The organism is Stenotrophomonas sp. SI-NJAU-1, from assembly GCF_020883215.1.
GTDB classification, from domain to species: domain Bacteria; phylum Pseudomonadota; class Gammaproteobacteria; order Xanthomonadales; family Xanthomonadaceae; genus Stenotrophomonas; species Stenotrophomonas indicatrix.
On the sequence record NZ_CP086598.1, the window covers coordinates 955,551 to 972,588 of the forward strand.

Genomic DNA, 17,038 nt, shown 5'->3' on the forward strand with positions numbered 1-17,038 from the left:
GAGTTACGGGACGGTGCGGACCAAGGTCCGCACCCAGTAGACAGCGCTCAGCTGCCCTGCGTGCCACTCATCCCAGATGGTCGGCGACGTAACGCTCGAACGCGGCAATGCCGTCCTCGACGGTGATCAGTTCCATCACATCGTCGAATTCGATCTTGGTACCCCACTTGAGGTCGGCTGCCTGTTTGCCCAGGTACTTGCGCGCCGCGTCGTCGTAGCGGTCCGCGCAGTAGCGGCGGTCCGAATACGGGCCGCTGCGGTTCGGGTTGCTGGCCGCATGCAGGCCCAGCACCTTGGTACCCATTGCGTTGGCAATGTGCATCGGGCCAGAGTCGGGGGTCATCACCAGGTTGGCGCGGGACAGCAGGGCCGGCAACTGCTTGAGCGTGTCCTTGCCGACCAGGTCCAGTGCCGGAACATCCAGCTGGGCCTGGATGGCGTCGGCCATGCTGCGCTCCAGTTCGCTGCGGCCGCCGCACAGTACGATCCGCCAACCGCGCGTGACGGCATGGTTGGCGACCTCGGCATAGCGGTCGGCGTACCAGTTGCGGCGCACGTGGCTGGAGCAGGGCGAGATCATCAGCACCGGCCGGCCATCGTCCTGCCACTGCGCGGCGGCCCAGTCATAGGCTGCCTGCGGCACGGCCAGGTCCCAGCTGACATCGGTCTGGCGCAGGCCCAGTGGCTCGCAGAAGCTGCCGATGGCATCGAGCACATGGATGCCCGGGCGATCGGGGATGCGTTCGTTGATGAAGAGGCCGTGCAGGTCCTTGGAGCGGCTGCGGTCGTACCCGATGCGGCGCTCGGCGGGAATGAAGGCCGACAGCACGTTGGCGCGGAACGCCACCTGCATCTGCAGCAGGGCCTCGAAACGCCCGGGCGGCAACTGCTTGCGCAGCTCCTTCACTCCGGCCATGCCGGTCTTCTTGTCGTAGGCGTGGAAGGTGACGCCCGGCAGGCCATCGAGCAGCTTCTGCCCGACCTTGTCGATGATCCAGTGGATCGGCGTATCCGGGCGCGCGGCCTGCAGGGTGCGCACCAGCGGCACTACGTGGGTCACATCGCCAAGAGCGGACAGGCGCAGAAGACACAAGGAGGAGGACGCTGATGCCATGTGTTGTTAGACTCAAAGGAATGGTCGCATTCGACGCCAATGAAGCGCTGACGCCATGCCGCGAGGGTCGCGGCATCGGGGCCATTCTGTTCGACCGCGAGCGGCTGCGGCAAGCCGACATCGGTCTGTTCTCGCCACAGCACTGGGCCGGCAAGGCCCGGCCGGTGGGTGAGGGCGGCCGTGGCAGCGCCTGGTTCGTGGATGCGCCGTTCGGCGCCAGCGTACTGCGGCACTACCTGCGCGGGGGGCTGGCGGCCCGGATCAGCCACGACCAGTACATCTGGCGGGGGGCGGACCGGACCCGCAGCTTTGCCGAATTCCGGCTGATGCGCGCGCTGCGCGAGAAGAAGCTGCCGGTGCCCCGGCCGATTGCCGCCTTCTACATGCGTGAAGGCCTGCGCTACCGCGCCGCGATCCTGATGGAACGGATCGAAGGGGTGCGCTCGCTGGCCGACCGCGCACTGGTGGCCGGGCGCGGGGCGCCGTGGGAAGAAACCGGGCGGATGATCGCGCGCTTCCACCGTGCCGGGCTGGACCATGCCGATCTCAATGCGCACAACATCCTGTTCGATGGCAACGGCCATGGCTGGCTGATCGACTTCGATCGCGGGGTGATCCGCATCCCGGCCACGGCCTGGCGCGAGCGCAATCTCAAGCGCCTGCTGCGCTCGCTGGTCAAGCTGCGCGGTGAGCGCAGCGTGGAAGACGTGGAAAAAGACTACGCGCGCCTGCGCCGCGCCTATGACATGGCCTGGAACCGGGGCACCTGATGGACTGGTCGTTGCGTTTCCTCGGCGTCGGCAATGCATCGGCGGTCGAGCTGGGTTCGCCGATGTCGGTGATCGAGCGTGATGGCCAGCCGTGGCTGACCATCGACTGTGGTGGTGAAGGCCTGACCGCGTTCAAGGCGCACTACGGGCATATGCCGCAGGCGCTTTTCGTCACCCATGTGCACCTGGACCACGTGGCGGGTTTCGAGCGCCTGTTCGTGGATACCTTCTTCAGCACGCAGCGGCGCGGCAAGGTGCGCCTGTACGTGCCGGCCACGGTGGTGCCGCTGCTGCACAAGCGCATCGGCGATTACCCGAACGTGCTGGCCGAGGGCGGCGCCAACTTCTGGGATGCCTTCCAGCTGATCGTGGTGGGCGATGCGTTCTGGCACGAGGGTGTGCGGCTGGAGCTGTTCCCCGTGCGGCACCACTGGCCGGAGACGGCCTATGGCCTGCGCCTGCAGGGCGCGCTGACCTGGAGTGGTGATACCCGGCCGATTCCGGAAATGCTGGCGCGCTTTGCCAACGACAATGAACTGATCGCCCACGATTGCGGATTGCATGGCAATCCTTCGCACACCGGGGTGGATGACCTGGAGCGCGAGTACAGCGCCGAGCTGCAGGCACGGATGATGCTGTACCACTATGCCAGCGTGGCCGATGGCCAGGCCCTGGCCGCGCGTGGGCACCGGGTGGCACAGCCGGGCCAGTGCGTTGTGCTGGCCACGCCGACTGCCCCGCACGTACTGGTGCAGGATCCGCCGTGAGCAACGCTGGCCACGCCGCAAGGCCGGCGCTGGCTGCCGAGCTGGAGCGGCTGGAACGCGCACTGCACTCCCCGCAGGTGCGCGCAGATCATCAGCGCTTGGCGGCATTGCTGGATGAGGATTTCAGCGAGATCGGCAGCTCCGGCCAGTGCTACGGCCGTGAAGCCGCGCTGGAAGAGATCCCGCTGGAGCGTGCGCAGGTGGTGATCGAGTCGGACCGGTACGCCGTGTGGATGCTGGCAGAGGGCCTGGCGCAGGTGCGTTACCGCAGTCGCTATCACGTCGATGACCAACCGCAGCGGTGGGTGCTGCGCAGCTCGTTGTGGCGTCAGCATACAACGGGCTGGCGGATGGTGTTCCATCAGGGTACGCCTGAGGCGCGGTAGCGCCGGGACATGCCCGGCGAAGGGCGCCAACCAAGGAAGGGCGCCAACCAGGGTTGGCATCCATCAGGGGCGGGGTATCGCCTGAAAAGGCGGTGGCCCCGCCGGCTGACCTCGGCGCCCGCGTCGATCGATACCGTTGCTGCCTTCCGGCCCTGGCGGAGTTTTCGACCTAGCGTCGCGAGGGGCCGACGGGGCCACCATAGAGACGTTGGCCGCCCGGAGGCGGCCGATTCACGGATCAGGGGAAGCAGCGCGTCGTGCGCCGGAAACCACAGCCGGACTGCGCATCAGTTGACCGATGGCAGACGCGCATTCTAGCGCAGGCATGGGTGCTGACGCCAGCTTCACGCGCTGAATCCGATGTAACCCGTTGGCTGCGGCATCGGCCCGGGGCTGCTGCCGTTGCTAGAATCCGGCCGCAGGAGGAACGACCTCCCCCACATCGGGATTGAATGACCAGGACGGCCTGGCCCTACCATCGGAGGGCTGTCATGGCCTGGATCTATCTGTTGTTTGCCGGCCTGCTGGAAATCGTATGGGCCGTGTCGATGAAGCAGTCTGAAGGCTTCACCAAACTCACCCCCACCGCCATCACCATCGTCGGCATGATCGCCAGCTTCTGGTTGCTGGCCGTCGCCATGCGCAGCCTGCCGCTGGGCACCGCCTACACGATCTGGACCGGCATCGGCGCGGTCGGCGCCTTCGTGGTCGGCATCGTGTTCCTGGGCGAGCAGGTCAGCCCGATGCGGATTGGCGCAGCGGTGCTTATCGTCGCCGGCCTGGTGCTGATGAAACTCTCCAGCAGTTGAGGCCGGGCATGGGTGCGGCGGGAGGCTACAGCACCCGCTCCATCTCCACGGCGTCGATCCCGGCGCCGTGGCCGTCGGCCACCACGCGTACCACCCGGAAGCCGAGGCCGGCATAGAAGCCCTGTGTGTGCTGGCTGGTGCTGAGCGTGATGCGCCGGATCGACGGGTCTGCTGCAGCCTGGTGCAAGCGGGCCACTGCCAGCGCGCGTCCCAGCCCCTGTCTGTGGCGACCTCGTTCAACCATGCCCCAGCAGAAGCTGGCGCGGCCTCCGCCGCAGTTCCAGAGGCCGCCACAGGCCACCACCTGGCCCTCGACTTCGATCACCTGGAATGCGCACTGCGCGGCGTGTTCTTGCAGGAAGCGCTCGAAGTCGCCTCGCTCCTGGGGGGCGAAGTAGGTGGGCACGTTGCTGTCGAAGATCGACAGGCAGGCGGTGATATCGCTGCAGCGGTAGGCACGGGGTGTCATGAAGGAACGTCATCGTGGTGGCGCACTCATTGTGCGCGACGTCCGCATCATTGATGTCCGAACATGGCGAGCCCGGAAACCGGTTCGGGCGCAGACTGCAGGTTCCCGTCACCAGGAGGTTCCATGTCGAATGCTCATGCCAGTTTTGTACAGCTCCACCAAGGCGCCGGTCTTTACGTGCTGCCCAACGTATGGGATGCCGGTGGTGCCCGCCTGGTCCAGCAGCAGGGGGCGCTCGCGGTGGGAACATCGAGTGCTGCGATGGCGTGGTCCTGCGGCCATGCCGATGGCGGTGCGCTGCCTGATACCGCGCTGCTGCAGCGGGTTTCCGAAATCGTTGGTGTGACCTCGTTGCCGGTCACGGTCGATATCGAAGACGGCTACAGCGATGCCCCCGACGTGGTCGCTGCGCGGGTGTTGCGCCTGGCCGATGCGGGTGTGGTCGGGATCAACATCGAAGACGGCGCAGGCAGCCCTGCGGTGCTGGTGGCGAAGATCAGCGCCATCCGTTCTGCGCTTGGCGGGCGAGCACTGTTCATCAATGCGCGCACCGATGTGTATCTGCGCAGCCTGGCCGAAGGCGATAAGGCGGTCAGGATGAGCATCGATCGGCTGCAGGCCTATGCACGTGCCGGTGCCGACGGCGGCTTTGTGCCGGGACTGCGTGCGCTGGACGAGGCTGCGGCCGTTGCCAGCGCTGTATCGCTGCCTCTCAACCTGATGTGGCTGCCGGGGATGGCGTCGTTTGCTGCGCTGTCGCAGGCCGGCGTGCGGCGGCTGAGCGCTGGGCCGGCGTTGTTCATGCACGCATGGACGGCGATGGCTGCGGCGACCACGGATTTTCTCGGCGACGTGATGGCGATGCCAGAGGGGGCACCAGGGTATGCGGCCTTGAACCAGCTGTTCAGCGAAAGGTGAGGGGGCTTGGGTCGGGGGGCGGATGGCTGGGGCATGGGTGGGTAGTCGACTCACCGGGCACAGGCATCCACGCATGGCGTGGATCTGCTAAGGAACTGCAGGACGAGAACCGGCGGCTGAAGAAGATGTACGCCGATGCGCAGCTCAGTGCCGAGCTGCTGAAGGAAGCGCTCTCAAAAAAATGGTGAGGCCATCTCAGCGTCGCGAGATGGCCAGACGGGCGGTCCAGGCAGGCATCACCAGCATCGTTCATGCGTGCAGGACGTTCGAGGTGAGTCAGACCTGCTACCGCTATCAGGCCAAGGCCTGCCAAGAAAATGCGATCATCGCCGACTGGTTGCTCAGGCTGACCAGCGCCTACCGCGATTGGGGCTTTGGGCTGTGCTTCCTGCACCTGCGCAACGTGAAGGGCTTCGCTTGGAGCCACAAGCGCGTGTATCGGATCTATCGCGATTTGGAGCTGAATCTGCGCATCAAGCCGCGCAAGCGCATCGTCCGGGAAGTGCCGGAGCCTTTGACGGTGCCTGAGGCGGTCAACCAGACATGGTCGATGGATTTCATGCACGATCAGCTGGCTGATGGACGCAGCTTTCGGATGCTCAATGTGCTGGATGACTTCAACCGGCAGGGGCTGGCGATGGAGGTCGATATTTCCTTGCCGGCAGCGCGTGTGATCCGCAGCCTGGAACAGGTCATTCAATGGCGCGGAAAGCCCCGCGCCATACGCTGCGACAACGGGCCCGAGTACATCAGCGGAGCGCTGCAAGCATGGGCGGAGCGGCACGAAATCGCGCTGCTCTACATCCAGCCGGGCAATCCTCAGCAGAACGCCTACATCGAACGCTACAACCGGACGGTTCGTTACGCTTGGCTTGCCAGCAATCTGTTCAATGACATCGAACAGGTCCAGGACATCGCCACCCGTTGGCTATGGACTTACAACCACGAGCGCCCAAACATGGCGCTCGGCGGCATCACGCCAATGCAGAAACTTGCATTGGCAGCGTAGTTCCACTTTTGGCGACCGCTAAAAGCGGGGGATTACCGGCGAGGTCAAGCTACTGCTTCATTCGAAACAGGGGCGACAGGGAGAAGGTCAATACCTGTCGCCCTTGGGGGGCGATCCCAGTGCGAGTAGCGGCGGCTGCATCGAACTTAGTTCCAGATCACGATAGTTCCATCTGGACTATTCAACTGCATCGCCTCTGGGCCAGAGTAGCCATCGTCACTTAAGTCGACTGTGAGTGTGACCCCTCTAGAAAACTGCGCAACCATTGTCTCGTGATCGAACCGGCAATCCTCCAGCACCAAGCTCAGCGTTGAGCGCGGAGGATTCTCCGCAATGCCATCGCTAAGGAGGCTGAAAGAGTTGTAGATATGCAGCTCCCAGCCATCGTGCGTACCTATCGTGGCCATGCCATCTTCAATCCCCAGTGTCACATTTTTCCCGATCAATGGCCGGAGGGCTTCCACCTGGTGCTCGATCATGTTCAGGCCTATCTGACTGGGAAGTGAGACTTCGAATTAGGTAGCGTTTTCCCGGAGAGCGGATCTACGCCTTGCTTTCCAGCATTCTCGTACTTGATATAGCCAGCTGGATATCCAGGACTGTTTCCCCTGGGACGACGAATGCCTCAACGAGCACTGGTTCCCGACATTGCTTCATGCCCGCACCAGCATCGAAAGCTGGCGGCGCGACTATAACGAAGAAAGACCCAAGCGAGCGCTTGGCGGGCTAACCCCCGCCCAGTACGCCGCGCAGTTGGCGGCGAAGAACGATAACATCAGCACCGGACTCTAAATCCACCCACTACTCAAACCGGGGGGACGTCGGCTCAAGGATGACATGCCCGCTGTTTTGAATTCAGGAGTGATCAGCCCATTGAGTTTTTCTGCCGGGGTGAATTCCCGGCTGTAGACGGGATGGAGCTCATCATCAAGCTCGTGGCCGACGATCTGGGCGCGCATTTCTGAGGCGACACCGAAGCCCTGCATCTGCTGGATGACCGTCTCACGCAGGGAATGGAAACCGCGCTTGGCCTTGGGCCAGGTCTTTCCGTGCTCAGCGAGGTGGCGGGTAAAGGCCTTGGAGATCCAGTTCCCCGCGCCATTGACGGCATTGGCCTTCGCTTGGGGGAAGAGGCGGCTTGAGGTGGGCAGGCTGGCAACATAGTCGCCGAAGCCCAGCGCCATCAGGTCAGCGTGAATCGGGACAGTACGGATGCTGGCCTCGCTCTTGAGGCGCTGGTGCTCGCCGTCGTCATTAATATGGATGTAGGCCACGCCGCCCTCCGTTTGAACATCGCTCACCAGCAGCTGCCCAACTTCAGAGGCACGGGCACCGGTATAAAGGCCCAACAAGGCTGCCCAGCGCGCGGCAGGTGACAAGGTGGCAAAGGCCGTGGGAGCAAAGAGCAGGCTGATCTGCTTCAGGTCGAAGGCCTTGAAGCCCAGCTTGCGCCGCTTACGCTTGGCGCTATTGCCGTATGAGACATGGCTTCGCGCCGGATTGCTGTCTGTGTAGTAGCCAGCTGCAATCAACCAGTCGAAGAAGCCGCCCAAATAAGACTGCTTGTTCACTCGGGTCGGGGTTGAGATGCCAGCATCGGCGAGCGACTGATAGAAGTTCGACAGGTCGATCCGGTTGATGCTCGGCAAGGGGTAGTCAGGGCCGGTGGTGCGTACGAACCCGTCAATCGCCGATTTCTTGATGCTGTAGGTCTTGGGGATGGTGTCCGGTGCAATGGCTTTGAGCCAAAGATCGCGGGCCTCCATCAGCGACAGGATCTTGCTGGGCTGGGGCTTGGAGGGAGCTGCTGGGGCGGCGGCTACTGCGCCGAAGAACGCAGGGTTGACCCGTCCGATACTCTCGATGGCGCGAGTCAGCGCCTCGGTGTCTTCGCCTGGCTCCGCTTGGATACGCAGGGTGCCATTGGCGTCTCGTTCGAGGGTGTAGTCCTGGAGCCGTTGTCCCCGAAGCTCCTGGAGCCATTGCTCTGCCGTCTTCTCGCCCATGCCGTTCTTCCTGATGGCGCTGAAGACCTCAGCATAGCGGGCGGCCAGGACCAGGGCGCAAGCCTGGGCGCTGCGCATTTCGCGCGTTCGAAGGCTTCGCTTGAGAATTCGGCAGCCCAGAAGGAGCTGTAGATCGACGGGCACGCGCTGGCGGAACGAAAAGCCTGCTGGCGTCTTGATCAAGTGATGGGGAACTCTCATCGGGATGTGTCCCGATTTGTGTCCTGCCCCTTGCTAGGCCCAGAAAAGCAAAACCCCTGATTTCTCAGGGGTTTGCAGAGTCTGGCGGAGAGAGGGGGAGGTACTGATCTGGAGACCTCTCTCCCTGACTGCTCGCAGCACGCAAACCGGACGTGTGTCCTGTGTTGTGTCCTGCCATCCTAGGCTATTTCAAAGGATGGGACATCCGTGGTCAAAGGATCTTTGATCAATAAAAAGGGCCGCGTTTAGCGGCCCTTTACCTATCGGATTCTTGCGTGATTACTGCGTCAGCTGGGCGTAGATGACAAAGAGGAACATCGGAAGCCCACTCAGCACGGCGAAGACCCCAAGCGCGCCCATCAGGGTGAGAATGGTCATGGCCCACCACTGCCACCAAGCGAAGCCCTTGTCCCGCGCCTGGGCTGCGCGGGCCTCTGCGGGGTAGAGCCGAGCCGCCTTCCGGCTTGCGCGTCGGGCCATGAGCGGCCCAACGACGAATCCGAAAGGTCCAGTGAGAAGCAGGGCTCCCGAATACCACCAGAAGAACCTGTCCCTGGGGGTCATCAACTTGCGGCGGGCAGGGGGCGACTGGTCAAGAAGGGGGGGAGGGACGCTCATTTGGCGTAGGCCCTCCAGCTCCCTGACTCCTTCGCATACCTAAGGTTCTTGCTGACCGGAATGGGCACCTGGCGGCCTCCAATATCGATGGAGACTTTCCCCTTGGTGTCGCAGCGGTAGCCCTCCATGTCTTGGGCCTCGACGCATCCGGTCAGTTCGAAGTCGCGGATGTCGCCAACCCGTCCCGCCCCGCTTTCCTCCAACAGAGTGGCAAAGGCCCGCTCTGCATCATTATTGGAGGGCGGTCCGCCGCAGGCCGAGAGGGTCAGTGCAATGGCCAAGCCGGCCAGGGGAAACCTTGCGTTCATGGGTCAATCCTTGAGGGTGATGAGGGGGCGGCGGTAGGCCGCCCCGGACGGGTAGAGAAAGAGAGGGCTTACCGGTCTCGATTGCCTTCAGGGTTGAACCCCGCGATCCACAGGCGGCCGTCTTTGAACGGGGTCAGCACCCCTGCCGCGCCCGGATGCAAGTCGGCGGTCTGAAGGAATCCAGAGATCCAAGCCACCCTCAGGGCCACGTCGACGGCCTTGTCGGATACGCCTGGGCGGCTGACGTTGACGACAAAGGGCTGTGCCGGCGGATTAGGGCCAGTAGACCGGCTGGCCCCGGTGTTGGCCTTGCTCGACGGCACCCGAACGCCGGTGAGGCTGTCTCGGCCTTTCCAGAGGGCCGCCGAGTTGAGCTCTGCCATGTCGCCCAGGTCGTCAACTTCAGTCAGTGCGGCGTTAGCGCAGCTCCGGAATGTCTCCGTCGTCGACGCGGAGGGGCTGGTCCAAATCCGAGCCTCAATCGTCCAGCAGGGCTGGGACGCACCCCACTCCTGGAACGTCAACGCCACGCGGGGCCAGTCCAGCCGGCCTTGTTGTGCGAGCTGGTGGTTATCAGATTTGAACAGCCCCTGGATCTTTCCGGAGCCGCTGACCGGGGTGTAGATCGGCTGATTGCCAGGGGCTTGGCTTGCGGTAGCCCCGGTGGGTTTCACCCCAATCATCTGGCCGCCGGCATCCTTCAGGCTCTTCCCCAACTGGCGGAAAAAGCCCGGCTTTCCTGGCTCCGGGTTGGGCTGGCTGGCTTCCTGAGCGGAAACGGCGTGGGCACTCAGCAACAGCGCGGCCGCCAGGGCGGTGGCCATCCTTGTCTGGTTCTTCTTCATGACAACCCCTGTGGTTGGTCGGGAGGGTGCTACATTTCATGAAGAGTCTGCCATGCAGAGGAGGAGCAAGTCATGCTGTCGGCCCAGCTTTTCAACATTCGTTCACGTGCCCGAGGCTTCCCCCCGTTCGTTGTTCGCCGCCCGCCTCAAGCAGGCCAGGCAGCTGCGCGGCATCGCCAGCCAGCGAGCGCTGGGGGTTCTGATGGGGCTCGATAAGAAGCTGGCGAGCAGCCGGGTCAACCGGTATGAGACGGAGGTGAGCGGGATTGACCTGGATGGGCTCGGGCGTTTGGCCGAAGTGCTCGGGGTGCCGATGGCCTACCTCGTGGCGGAGGACGAGGCCACCGCGGCCGTGGTGCTTGCCCTGTCCAAGTTGACTGCCAGCCAGCGCGCTGCCTTGGCTAAAAAGTTCGCCCAAGAGCTATAGCCCGCAAGGGTTTTGAGCTTCTCCATCCCATCCGCTGCGGACCTCCCGTGGCAGGTCTATGCGACAATCACGCCATGAGCACTGCACGACCCCGCCCCAAGATGGATCCTGCTCTTGAGCAGAAGATCCAACTCATCCGTCAGGACATCCGAGAGGAATACCTGCAGGATCATCAACACCCCTGGATCATTGGTTTTTCTGGCGGCAAAGACAGCACCTTGGTGACGCATCTTGTGTTCGAGGTGCTGATGTCCCTCGCGCCTCACGAGCGCACCCGCGAGGTCCACATCGTCTCGAACGACACCCTTGTGGAGAGCCCGCTGGTCATCACTCACATTGCATCCGTGCAGTCTGAGATCGACCATGCCGCCAATGCTTGGCGATTGCCTATTCAGGTGGTGACGACCCGGCCTGACGATGACGCGACTTTCTGGGTGAACCTCATCGGGCGCGGCTACCCACCGCCCAATAGGTCTTTCCGTTGGTGCACCGACCGGATGAAAATCCAGCCCACCAGCCGATACATCCGCCAGCAGGCCGACGTGGCTGGTCAAGTCATCCTTCTTCTTGGTGTGCGCCGCTCCGAGAGCGCGACCCGAGCGGCGTCGGTGGCCCGCTACGACAATGGCGAGCGGCTTAACCGCCACAACGACCTAGTTAACTGCATGGTGTTCCGCCCGATTGTGGAGCTTTCCACGGACGAGGTATGGGAATACTTGGCCTTTACCCCGCCGCCGTGGGGTGGCACGCATGGCGCATTGATCCAGCTCTACATGGATGCTGGCGCTGCTGAATGCCCCACTGTGTTGTCCCAAGACGACGCACCTGGTTGTGGCACTTCGAACTCTCGATTTGGCTGCTGGACGTGCACCGTGGTGGAAAAGGACAAGAGCCTGATGGGCTTTGTCGAGGCCGGCTATGGCGAGTTTACGCCTCTGATTGGTTTCCGGGACTGGTTGGCCGAGATCCGAAACGACCCAGAACGCCGTCTCGCAAGACGCCGCAACGGTAAGCTCACGATCACCAATGATGGCGTTTTCATCCCGGGACCCTTCACTTTGGAAACCCGTCAAGAAGTTCTCGACAGGGTGCTGGCGCTACAAGATGAGATGAAGACCAAGTTGATTGAAGACTCGGAAGTGAGCCGGATTAGAGAGATTTGGGCTGAAGATGCCAGCATGTTTGCCACGCGCTCCGTAGATGAGGCGCGGGCAATGGCTGGTTCCAAGTAAGGACACAGGGGGAACACTAGATGCCACGCGATGTTGTGACGCTTTTCGCCCAGGAGGCGGGAAACAAGCTTATTAGAAGGCACTGCCGTCAGATCGGCCTGCCGGTAAACGACCTGCGCCGACTGGTTGAAGAGGTTGTGGATAAGAGCACCATGCAGCGTCGTCATGGCCTGTGGGAGGCTTTTGACGAGGTGCTGGGCGAAACCTACGAAGAGGAAGCCGACAATGCACCTTGAGTCGATTAGCCTCCGAGATTGGAAGGCATTCGAGTCGGCCACCTTCGAGTTCCCGAAACCCGGCAAGACAAAGAACGTGGTCGTCATTGGTGGCCGAAACGGGTTCGGTAAAACCTCCTTGTTCGAAGCCTTGGCATTGGGCCTGTTTGGTCGCGACGGCTTGCGTTTGGTGCTGCGAGCAGGTGTCGCCAGCGATGACCAAGGTCGCGCACAATCGTTCAAGGACTTCATGGAGCGAGCTCTCTTTGGGAATGCCCTCTCGGAAGGCCGCACCTCTTGCCGCATTGAGCTCAAGTTCGTTGACGATGCAGATGAACCCATCTGGATTGACCGGACTTGGTATTTCAACGACCAAGGAAAGCTCAAGGCTGGCGAGTCAGCAGAGCAGTTGAAGATCTTCCATGGGATCGGTCGGCGCGTGGTTGGCCCTGGTCGGACTGAAGCAGACGTCGACGGCTGGTATCGCGACTGGGTCTCGAAGACGTTTATCCCCACTTCTCTGGCCGGATTCTTTCTGTTTGACGGTGAATCAGCGGCCGTGTATGCCGAACGCGACATGGGTTCGCAGGTGCGAGAAGGTATTGAGGGGCTTTTGGGCCTCAACTGGCTAAAGCAGCTTCAAAAAGACCTCCGCACCTATGCGAACACCAAGCGGAGCCAAGTGCCCAAAGGCGTCAGCAATGAAGCCATTGCTGAGCTGGACGCGGCAGTCAGCAGCATGGAGGAGGAACTTGAGCGCTATGAAGCACGACTGCAAACCATCGAGACCGAAATCCGGAACAGCGAGACCCTGCGCGACACGCTGACGCGGGAGTTGGGCTACGGAGCTGGCACTAGGGCGCAGCTGGAAGAGCTCACGCGCGACCAGGCTGACCACGAAAAACGCTACAACAATGCCCAAGACCAGTTGGTCAGCGCTGCGCAGGCAGAGTTACCTCTGGCGCTGGCCGGTGGCTTGCTGCTCTCCAAAGTTGAGGCTCGTCTTGACCAGGAAGCCCGACTCGACCAGTGGGAGGCCGCACTTTCCCAGCGCGACAGCCGGACTGCCAGCGTTCTGGAGTTCCTAAACGAGCAGCTGCCAACGGTAGAGCCAGAGCTCCTAGAGCGCCAAGTGGACGGCGTGCGAGCTGCCGTGGAGAAGGCTCTGGAGCGCTTGTGGTTCCCGCCGCCGGGCGATGTGGCCGATTCCTTTAGGCATGCGCACGCCCGTGGCCCCATGCTTCAGCGGGTGTTGGACCGTCTGCGAGACGCGAAGGCAGTTTCATCCGCCAGCATCGTCGAGCTGCTTGAGACGATGGAAAGCAGCTCCGCCAAGCTGCGCGAAGTGTCGGCCGTGATTCGCTCCACGGAGGGGGCCACCCCGCAGGTCGAGGAGAAGCGCGACCAGTTGAACGAGGTGAATACCAAGGTGGGTTTGATGCGCGAGGAACGCGGCTCACTCACCAATATGGTCAAGTCCCGTGGTGCTGACCTCGAACAGAAGCGCCGCGAGCTGGGTCGCCTGACCGGTCACTTGGACCAATCCGAGCGGCCGGCCCAGTTGGCTGGTCGTGCCGAGCAGGTGGCGGAGATGCTGGGTAACCTCGTTGATGAGGCGTGGCCATTGCAGTCTGAAGCAGTGGCGGAGGCGATGACGCGCAGTGTGCGTGCTATGGCCCACCGCAGCGACTACCTGCGCGAAGTGACGATCAACGAAGACGGCGACGTGGAGCTGGCGTCCCCGGATGGGCGTGACCTTCGTCAATACGACCTCTCGGCCGGCGAGAAGCAGATTTTCACCCAGGCATTGTTCTCGGCCATCGCTGAAGTGTCCGAGCGGACCTTCCCGCTGGTTGTGGACACCCCCTTGGGCCGGCTGGACGAGAACCATCGTTTGAATGTGCTTAAGCACATCACCAGCCGAAAGGGTCAGGTCATCCTGATTTCAACAGATACCGAGGTCGTGGGGCAGTTCCTTGCAGCGATTCGCAGCAAGGTGGCCAAGTTCTACATCATCCGCAACAAGGTCGATGGCGGTGTGGCTCGCAGCTGGTGTGAGGAAGGCTATTTCGACGGGCAGGGAGTTTGATATGAGCAATGATGCAAACGACTACCTGACCTTGGAAGTCATCGCCGGGACCTCATTCCGTTCCACTTCTGACACGGATGAGCTGTCTCAGCGGGTCAAAGATCGATTGGGATTCGGGTCTTACAACATCCCTGCTCGACTCGCGATGGCTCGCTCGTTGGCCTTGCCCGGGCAGCCGGCCAAGGCGGAGGGCGAGGTGGGCCGGATCATCAAGGGCGACGTGCTGTTTGGCACAGGGGCCGACCTGGCCAGCTGGGTCTCGCTGTTCATCGAGCATGCCGGCAGCCCGCTCACCATCAAAGATTTGCAGAGCGCAGTCCAGCGCCACTGGGCTCGAGGCATGAAGATCTTGTCGGAGGAGCTCGACGCATCAGGTGGTGATACCTCCGAGTTCTGGCGACGTTTGGCGGAAAGCGCATTGCCTGAAGTCACCGAGAAGCGGCGCAACCAGGTGACCTCGGTAGTGGCTGAAGCATCTCGCGGCCCAGTTCCCGTCCGTCTTGGTGAGATTGGTCGCGACGTGGCTACCAATGAGGAGGTCATTTGGACCCTCAACGCGCCCGGCGGTAGCCCCCATAGTGCCTTCATGGGCGGGGTGGGCAGCGGCAAAACCCGCACGGCGGCGTTCGTGCTTCGGTCCATCGCCGAGCAGACGAACGTTCCGTTGTTGGCGTTCGACTTCAAGGGCGACATGGCTGACCGACACAATGCTTTGGACCGGGCATTTGATGCCCAGGTTCTTTCGCCGCCATTGGTCCCCATCCCCCTAGATGTGTTTGCCCTCTCTGACAGGAGCAAGCACGGCATCATCTCCACGGCCCAACGGCTCCGTGACAGCTTGAGCAACCTCAAGCAGACCAAGTTTGGTGACCTTCAGAAGCGTCGCCTCAACGACGCCTTAGAAGAGGCATTGCGCACTCGTAGCCCTTGCACCTTGGAGGATGTTCGAGATTGCCTAGAGAACGCCTATGCATCCGCGGGGGCGAAGGAAGATGGCGCGATCGCAACGCTTGTGGATCTCTGCCGACTGCCGCTCTTCGAGCCCAAAATGTCTCCTGAGGAGTTTTTCTCTAAGTCTTGGATCATCTCGCTGCCGGCCAATGTCCCCGAGCTGGTAAGGGTGACCGTGGTGGCTCTGTTGACGGATGCTCTGGAGCGTTTCATCAACTCGCAGCCGGACTCAGAGACTGACAGTGAAGGGAATCGTGCACTCCGAGTCCTGTGTGTCGTGGATGAAGCTCACAGGGCTCTGGAAGCACGCCTTCCCGGCCTGTCCAATCTCATTCGTTTGGGGCGTTCGAAGGGTGCGGCGGTCATGCTCATCTCCCAGAAACCGGACGACTTCGAGGGTGAGGACGACGATTTCCTGGATGAAATGGGGCTGGTCGCTTGTTTTGTAACTAACGCGCGGGAGTCCGCGGTGAAGCGGATCCTGGGCGCTGGCGCTTCCCTGACTTCGCTGAAGAAGGGCGAAGCGTTTGTCAGGGCTCGGGGAGACGCGAAGTCTCTCAAGGTGCTTGCCTGGAAATAGCTGTTGAGTGAGGATGAGGCCTCAGTGGCATGTGCCTCGGGCGACCCAAAGTGGATCAAAATCAACCACTTGCGCCCGGCCTCAAGTTTGATAGCATGGAGGGTGAGAAAGCCCTCCTACTTTTGCGGACAGTCGCCATGAGCAAGAGCACCGAATCCACTGTCGAGCTAGTCAAGAAGGCGTTGGAACGAAAGTTCGGCGATCGGCGTTCCTACTTTAACTTCGAGAATGGCCACCTCCGTTTAGACCTCAAAGGATACTTGACCTCTGAAAGGGGCCGTAAGGCGCTTGATGAGCACGTTAAAGCCGCTCAGTCTGTCCCGACCTCTCCTGGCAGAAGGCATAAGATGGGAGGATAACTTCCCATGCCTTATAACATCCTTTTACTCCCGCTTCTGGCGGGATATTTGTTTCTTTCTAGAAGCAGATTCAAAGCCTATGCAACCGCAAGGCTGGCTAAAGATCAGCTACTTCTTGCGGCGGCCGTCTGGGGATTGTTGTTCTTGATCCTCAGTAGAGCGATTTGCTTTGCCCTCCTGAAAACCACATGGGGTTTGGCTGTTGGTCTTGCGATTCACAAAGTCGCACCCTTTGCGTTCATCGGAACTGCTATTGGAACTCTGCTTATAGCGGAGACCCTGATAAGGGCTAGCAACCTATTGGTGAGCGAGCGCATTGCGGGACTTTGGCTCTACCATCGAGGCGATTTGGATCCCTTGATGCGCGTCTTGTGGAGCAGCAATGTGGGAGTTGAACCCTCCAAGCCTCCCGGGTCCATTGTTCTATCTCTTAAGATACTTACTGGGATGCTTACCTTTCTCTGGAGGGAAGTGGGGCTCGCAAAGTTGTTCGGGTCTCCTAAGCAGATTCCAACGGTATTGTCGCTTCTCCGCTCCAACGAGGTATCTTTCTCTGGGCTTGAACGCGATGACCCCAGAGGCGTAATGATCAACTTCAATAACGGAAGGGTCCTGGTTGGCTACGTTGCTGATTTGCTGACAACGAATCCCAGTGCGGAGTTTGTCACCATTGCTCCGTTGTGGAGCGGATATCGAGACGGCGCAAGCCGAGTTTTCAAGACAGTCGACTACTCCGCGACCATTCAGGCTGCCCTTGATGAGGAGGGTGAAGGTAGCGCTCTTAAAGATCCCAAAGATTTTTCGAGGGTTATCAGGATTGCTGATATCTCATCGGCCGCTGTCTTTAATCCTGGGGCGTTTGAGATTCGACAGTCTGATGCGCATCTGGGCAAAGTGGAGGCTGTGCCTGTGCCCATGAGCTTTTGGGAAAGGATCGTATTCGCCTTCAAAGGGCGCTAAGCGGT

The 17,038-nt window shown here is 61.5% G+C and carries 18 protein-coding genes, 1 other RNA gene and 2 pseudogenes; 13 read left to right on the forward strand and 8 right to left on the reverse strand.

Features of this window, described 5'->3' with window-relative positions:
• Positions 1-67: 67 nt before the first annotated feature.
• Positions 68-1,114 carry a glycosyltransferase family 9 protein gene (locus tag LMF57_RS04305; RefSeq protein ID WP_229290951.1) on the reverse strand — a complete coding sequence of 349 codons (1,047 nt, stop codon included), beginning with the start codon at positions 1,112-1,114 and terminating at the stop codon, positions 68-70.
• Positions 1,115-1,134: 20 nt separating this feature from the next.
• Between LMF57_RS04305 and LMF57_RS04310 the strand changes: the two genes are divergently transcribed.
• Genes LMF57_RS04310 through LMF57_RS04320 form a run of 3 tightly spaced genes read left to right on the forward strand, consistent with a single transcriptional unit; the run spans position 1,135 to position 3,037 of the window.
• Complete coding sequence (locus LMF57_RS04310; RefSeq protein WP_033830466.1) at positions 1,135-1,884, forward strand: 3-deoxy-D-manno-octulosonic acid kinase; 750 nt, start codon at positions 1,135-1,137, stop codon at positions 1,882-1,884.
• Complete coding sequence (locus LMF57_RS04315; RefSeq protein WP_229290952.1) at positions 1,884-2,651, forward strand: MBL fold metallo-hydrolase; 768 nt, start codon at positions 1,884-1,886, stop codon at positions 2,649-2,651. The genes LMF57_RS04310 and LMF57_RS04315 overlap by 1 nt, the downstream gene beginning before the upstream one ends.
• Positions 2,648-3,037: a DUF4440 domain-containing protein gene (locus LMF57_RS04320; protein WP_229290953.1), complete on the forward strand. Its 390-nt coding sequence runs from the start codon at positions 2,648-2,650 to the stop codon at positions 3,035-3,037. Before LMF57_RS04315 ends, LMF57_RS04320 begins: the two co-directional genes overlap by 4 nt.
• Before the next feature lie 95 nt (positions 3,038-3,132).
• On the opposite strand, the gene ffs is transcribed toward LMF57_RS04320, so the two are convergent.
• Positions 3,133-3,229, reverse strand: an RNA gene (ffs, locus tag LMF57_RS04325) — signal recognition particle sRNA small type.
• Between the two features lie 299 nt (positions 3,230-3,528).
• Here ffs and sugE point away from each other — a divergent pair.
• On the forward strand, positions 3,529-3,846 hold the full coding sequence (gene sugE, locus LMF57_RS04330) for a quaternary ammonium compound efflux SMR transporter SugE (protein WP_208082509.1): 318 nt from the start codon (positions 3,529-3,531) through the stop codon (positions 3,844-3,846).
• Between the two features lie 25 nt (positions 3,847-3,871).
• On the opposite strand, the gene LMF57_RS04335 is transcribed toward sugE, so the two are convergent.
• Positions 3,872-4,315: a GNAT family N-acetyltransferase gene (locus tag LMF57_RS04335; RefSeq protein WP_208082510.1), complete on the reverse strand. Its 444-nt coding sequence runs from the start codon at positions 4,313-4,315 to the stop codon at positions 3,872-3,874.
• Positions 4,316-4,438: 123 nt separating this feature from the next.
• Between LMF57_RS04335 and LMF57_RS04340 the strand changes: the two genes are divergently transcribed.
• Complete coding sequence (locus tag LMF57_RS04340) at positions 4,439-5,233, forward strand: isocitrate lyase/phosphoenolpyruvate mutase family protein (protein WP_229290954.1); 795 nt, start codon at positions 4,439-4,441, stop codon at positions 5,231-5,233.
• Between the two features lie 89 nt (positions 5,234-5,322).
• Positions 5,323-6,242 (forward strand): annotated as a pseudogene (locus LMF57_RS04345) (IS3 family transposase); the annotation flags it as partial.
• Positions 6,243-6,388: 146 nt separating this feature from the next.
• Here the strand turns inward: LMF57_RS04345 and LMF57_RS04350 are convergent.
• Entirely contained in the window at positions 6,389-6,721 is a 333-nt protein-coding gene (locus LMF57_RS04350; RefSeq protein WP_229290955.1) for a hypothetical protein, read from the reverse strand.
• 136 nt (positions 6,722-6,857) lie between these two features.
• Between LMF57_RS04350 and LMF57_RS04355 the strand changes: the two are divergent.
• Positions 6,858-7,034, forward strand: a pseudogene (locus LMF57_RS04355) (transposase); the annotation flags it as partial.
• Here the strand turns inward: LMF57_RS04355 and LMF57_RS04360 are convergent.
• The 4 genes from LMF57_RS04360 to LMF57_RS04375 form a co-directional block, all read right to left on the reverse strand.
• A complete protein-coding gene (locus LMF57_RS04360; protein WP_229290956.1) occupies positions 7,031-8,449 on the reverse strand; it encodes a DUF6538 domain-containing protein in 1,419 nt (472 codons plus the stop codon). The pseudogene LMF57_RS04355 and the gene LMF57_RS04360 overlap by 4 nt on opposite strands.
• A 279-nt stretch (positions 8,450-8,728) precedes the next feature.
• The gene (locus LMF57_RS04365; protein ID WP_229290957.1) at positions 8,729-9,067 is read right to left on the reverse strand and encodes a hypothetical protein; all 339 of its coding nucleotides are present in this window, start codon (positions 9,065-9,067) and stop codon (positions 8,729-8,731) included.
• Entirely contained in the window at positions 9,064-9,375 is a 312-nt protein-coding gene (locus LMF57_RS04370; RefSeq protein WP_229290958.1) for a hypothetical protein, read from the reverse strand. The genes LMF57_RS04365 and LMF57_RS04370 overlap by 4 nt, the downstream gene beginning before the upstream one ends.
• 68 nt (positions 9,376-9,443) lie before the next feature.
• Positions 9,444-10,220 carry a hypothetical protein gene (locus tag LMF57_RS04375; RefSeq protein ID WP_229290959.1) on the reverse strand — a complete coding sequence of 259 codons (777 nt, stop codon included), beginning with the start codon at positions 10,218-10,220 and terminating at the stop codon, positions 9,444-9,446.
• A 130-nt stretch (positions 10,221-10,350) separates the two neighbouring features.
• Here LMF57_RS04375 and LMF57_RS04380 point away from each other — a divergent pair, with 130 nt between their 5' ends.
• The 6 genes from LMF57_RS04380 to LMF57_RS04405 all read left to right on the forward strand — a co-directional run bounded on the left by LMF57_RS04380 (position 10,351) and on the right by LMF57_RS04405 (position 17,033).
• Entirely contained in the window at positions 10,351-10,647 is a 297-nt protein-coding gene (locus tag LMF57_RS04380; RefSeq protein WP_229291355.1) for a transcriptional regulator, read from the forward strand.
• Positions 10,648-10,721: 74 nt separating this feature from the next.
• Positions 10,722-11,879 (forward strand): DNA phosphorothioation system sulfurtransferase DndC, encoded by a 1,158-nt coding sequence (gene dndC, locus LMF57_RS04385; protein ID WP_229290961.1) that lies wholly within the window; start codon positions 10,722-10,724, stop codon positions 11,877-11,879.
• A 20-nt stretch (positions 11,880-11,899) separates the two neighbouring features.
• Positions 11,900-12,115, forward strand: coding sequence for a DNA modification system-associated small protein (locus LMF57_RS04390; protein WP_111097280.1), 216 nt, complete (start codon positions 11,900-11,902; stop codon positions 12,113-12,115).
• Positions 12,105-14,183 carry a DNA sulfur modification protein DndD gene (dndD, locus tag LMF57_RS04395; RefSeq protein ID WP_229290964.1) on the forward strand — a complete coding sequence of 693 codons (2,079 nt, stop codon included), beginning with the start codon at positions 12,105-12,107 and terminating at the stop codon, positions 14,181-14,183. The genes LMF57_RS04390 and dndD overlap by 11 nt, the downstream gene beginning before the upstream one ends.
• A gap of 1 nt (position 14,184) precedes the next feature.
• Positions 14,185-15,714: a DndE family protein gene (locus LMF57_RS04400; RefSeq protein ID WP_229290966.1), complete on the forward strand. Its 1,530-nt coding sequence runs from the start codon at positions 14,185-14,187 to the stop codon at positions 15,712-15,714.
• A gap of 365 nt (positions 15,715-16,079) precedes the next feature.
• The gene (locus LMF57_RS04405; RefSeq protein WP_229290967.1) at positions 16,080-17,033 is read left to right on the forward strand and encodes a hypothetical protein; all 954 of its coding nucleotides are present in this window, start codon (positions 16,080-16,082) and stop codon (positions 17,031-17,033) included.
• Positions 17,034-17,038 lie beyond the last annotated feature (5 nt).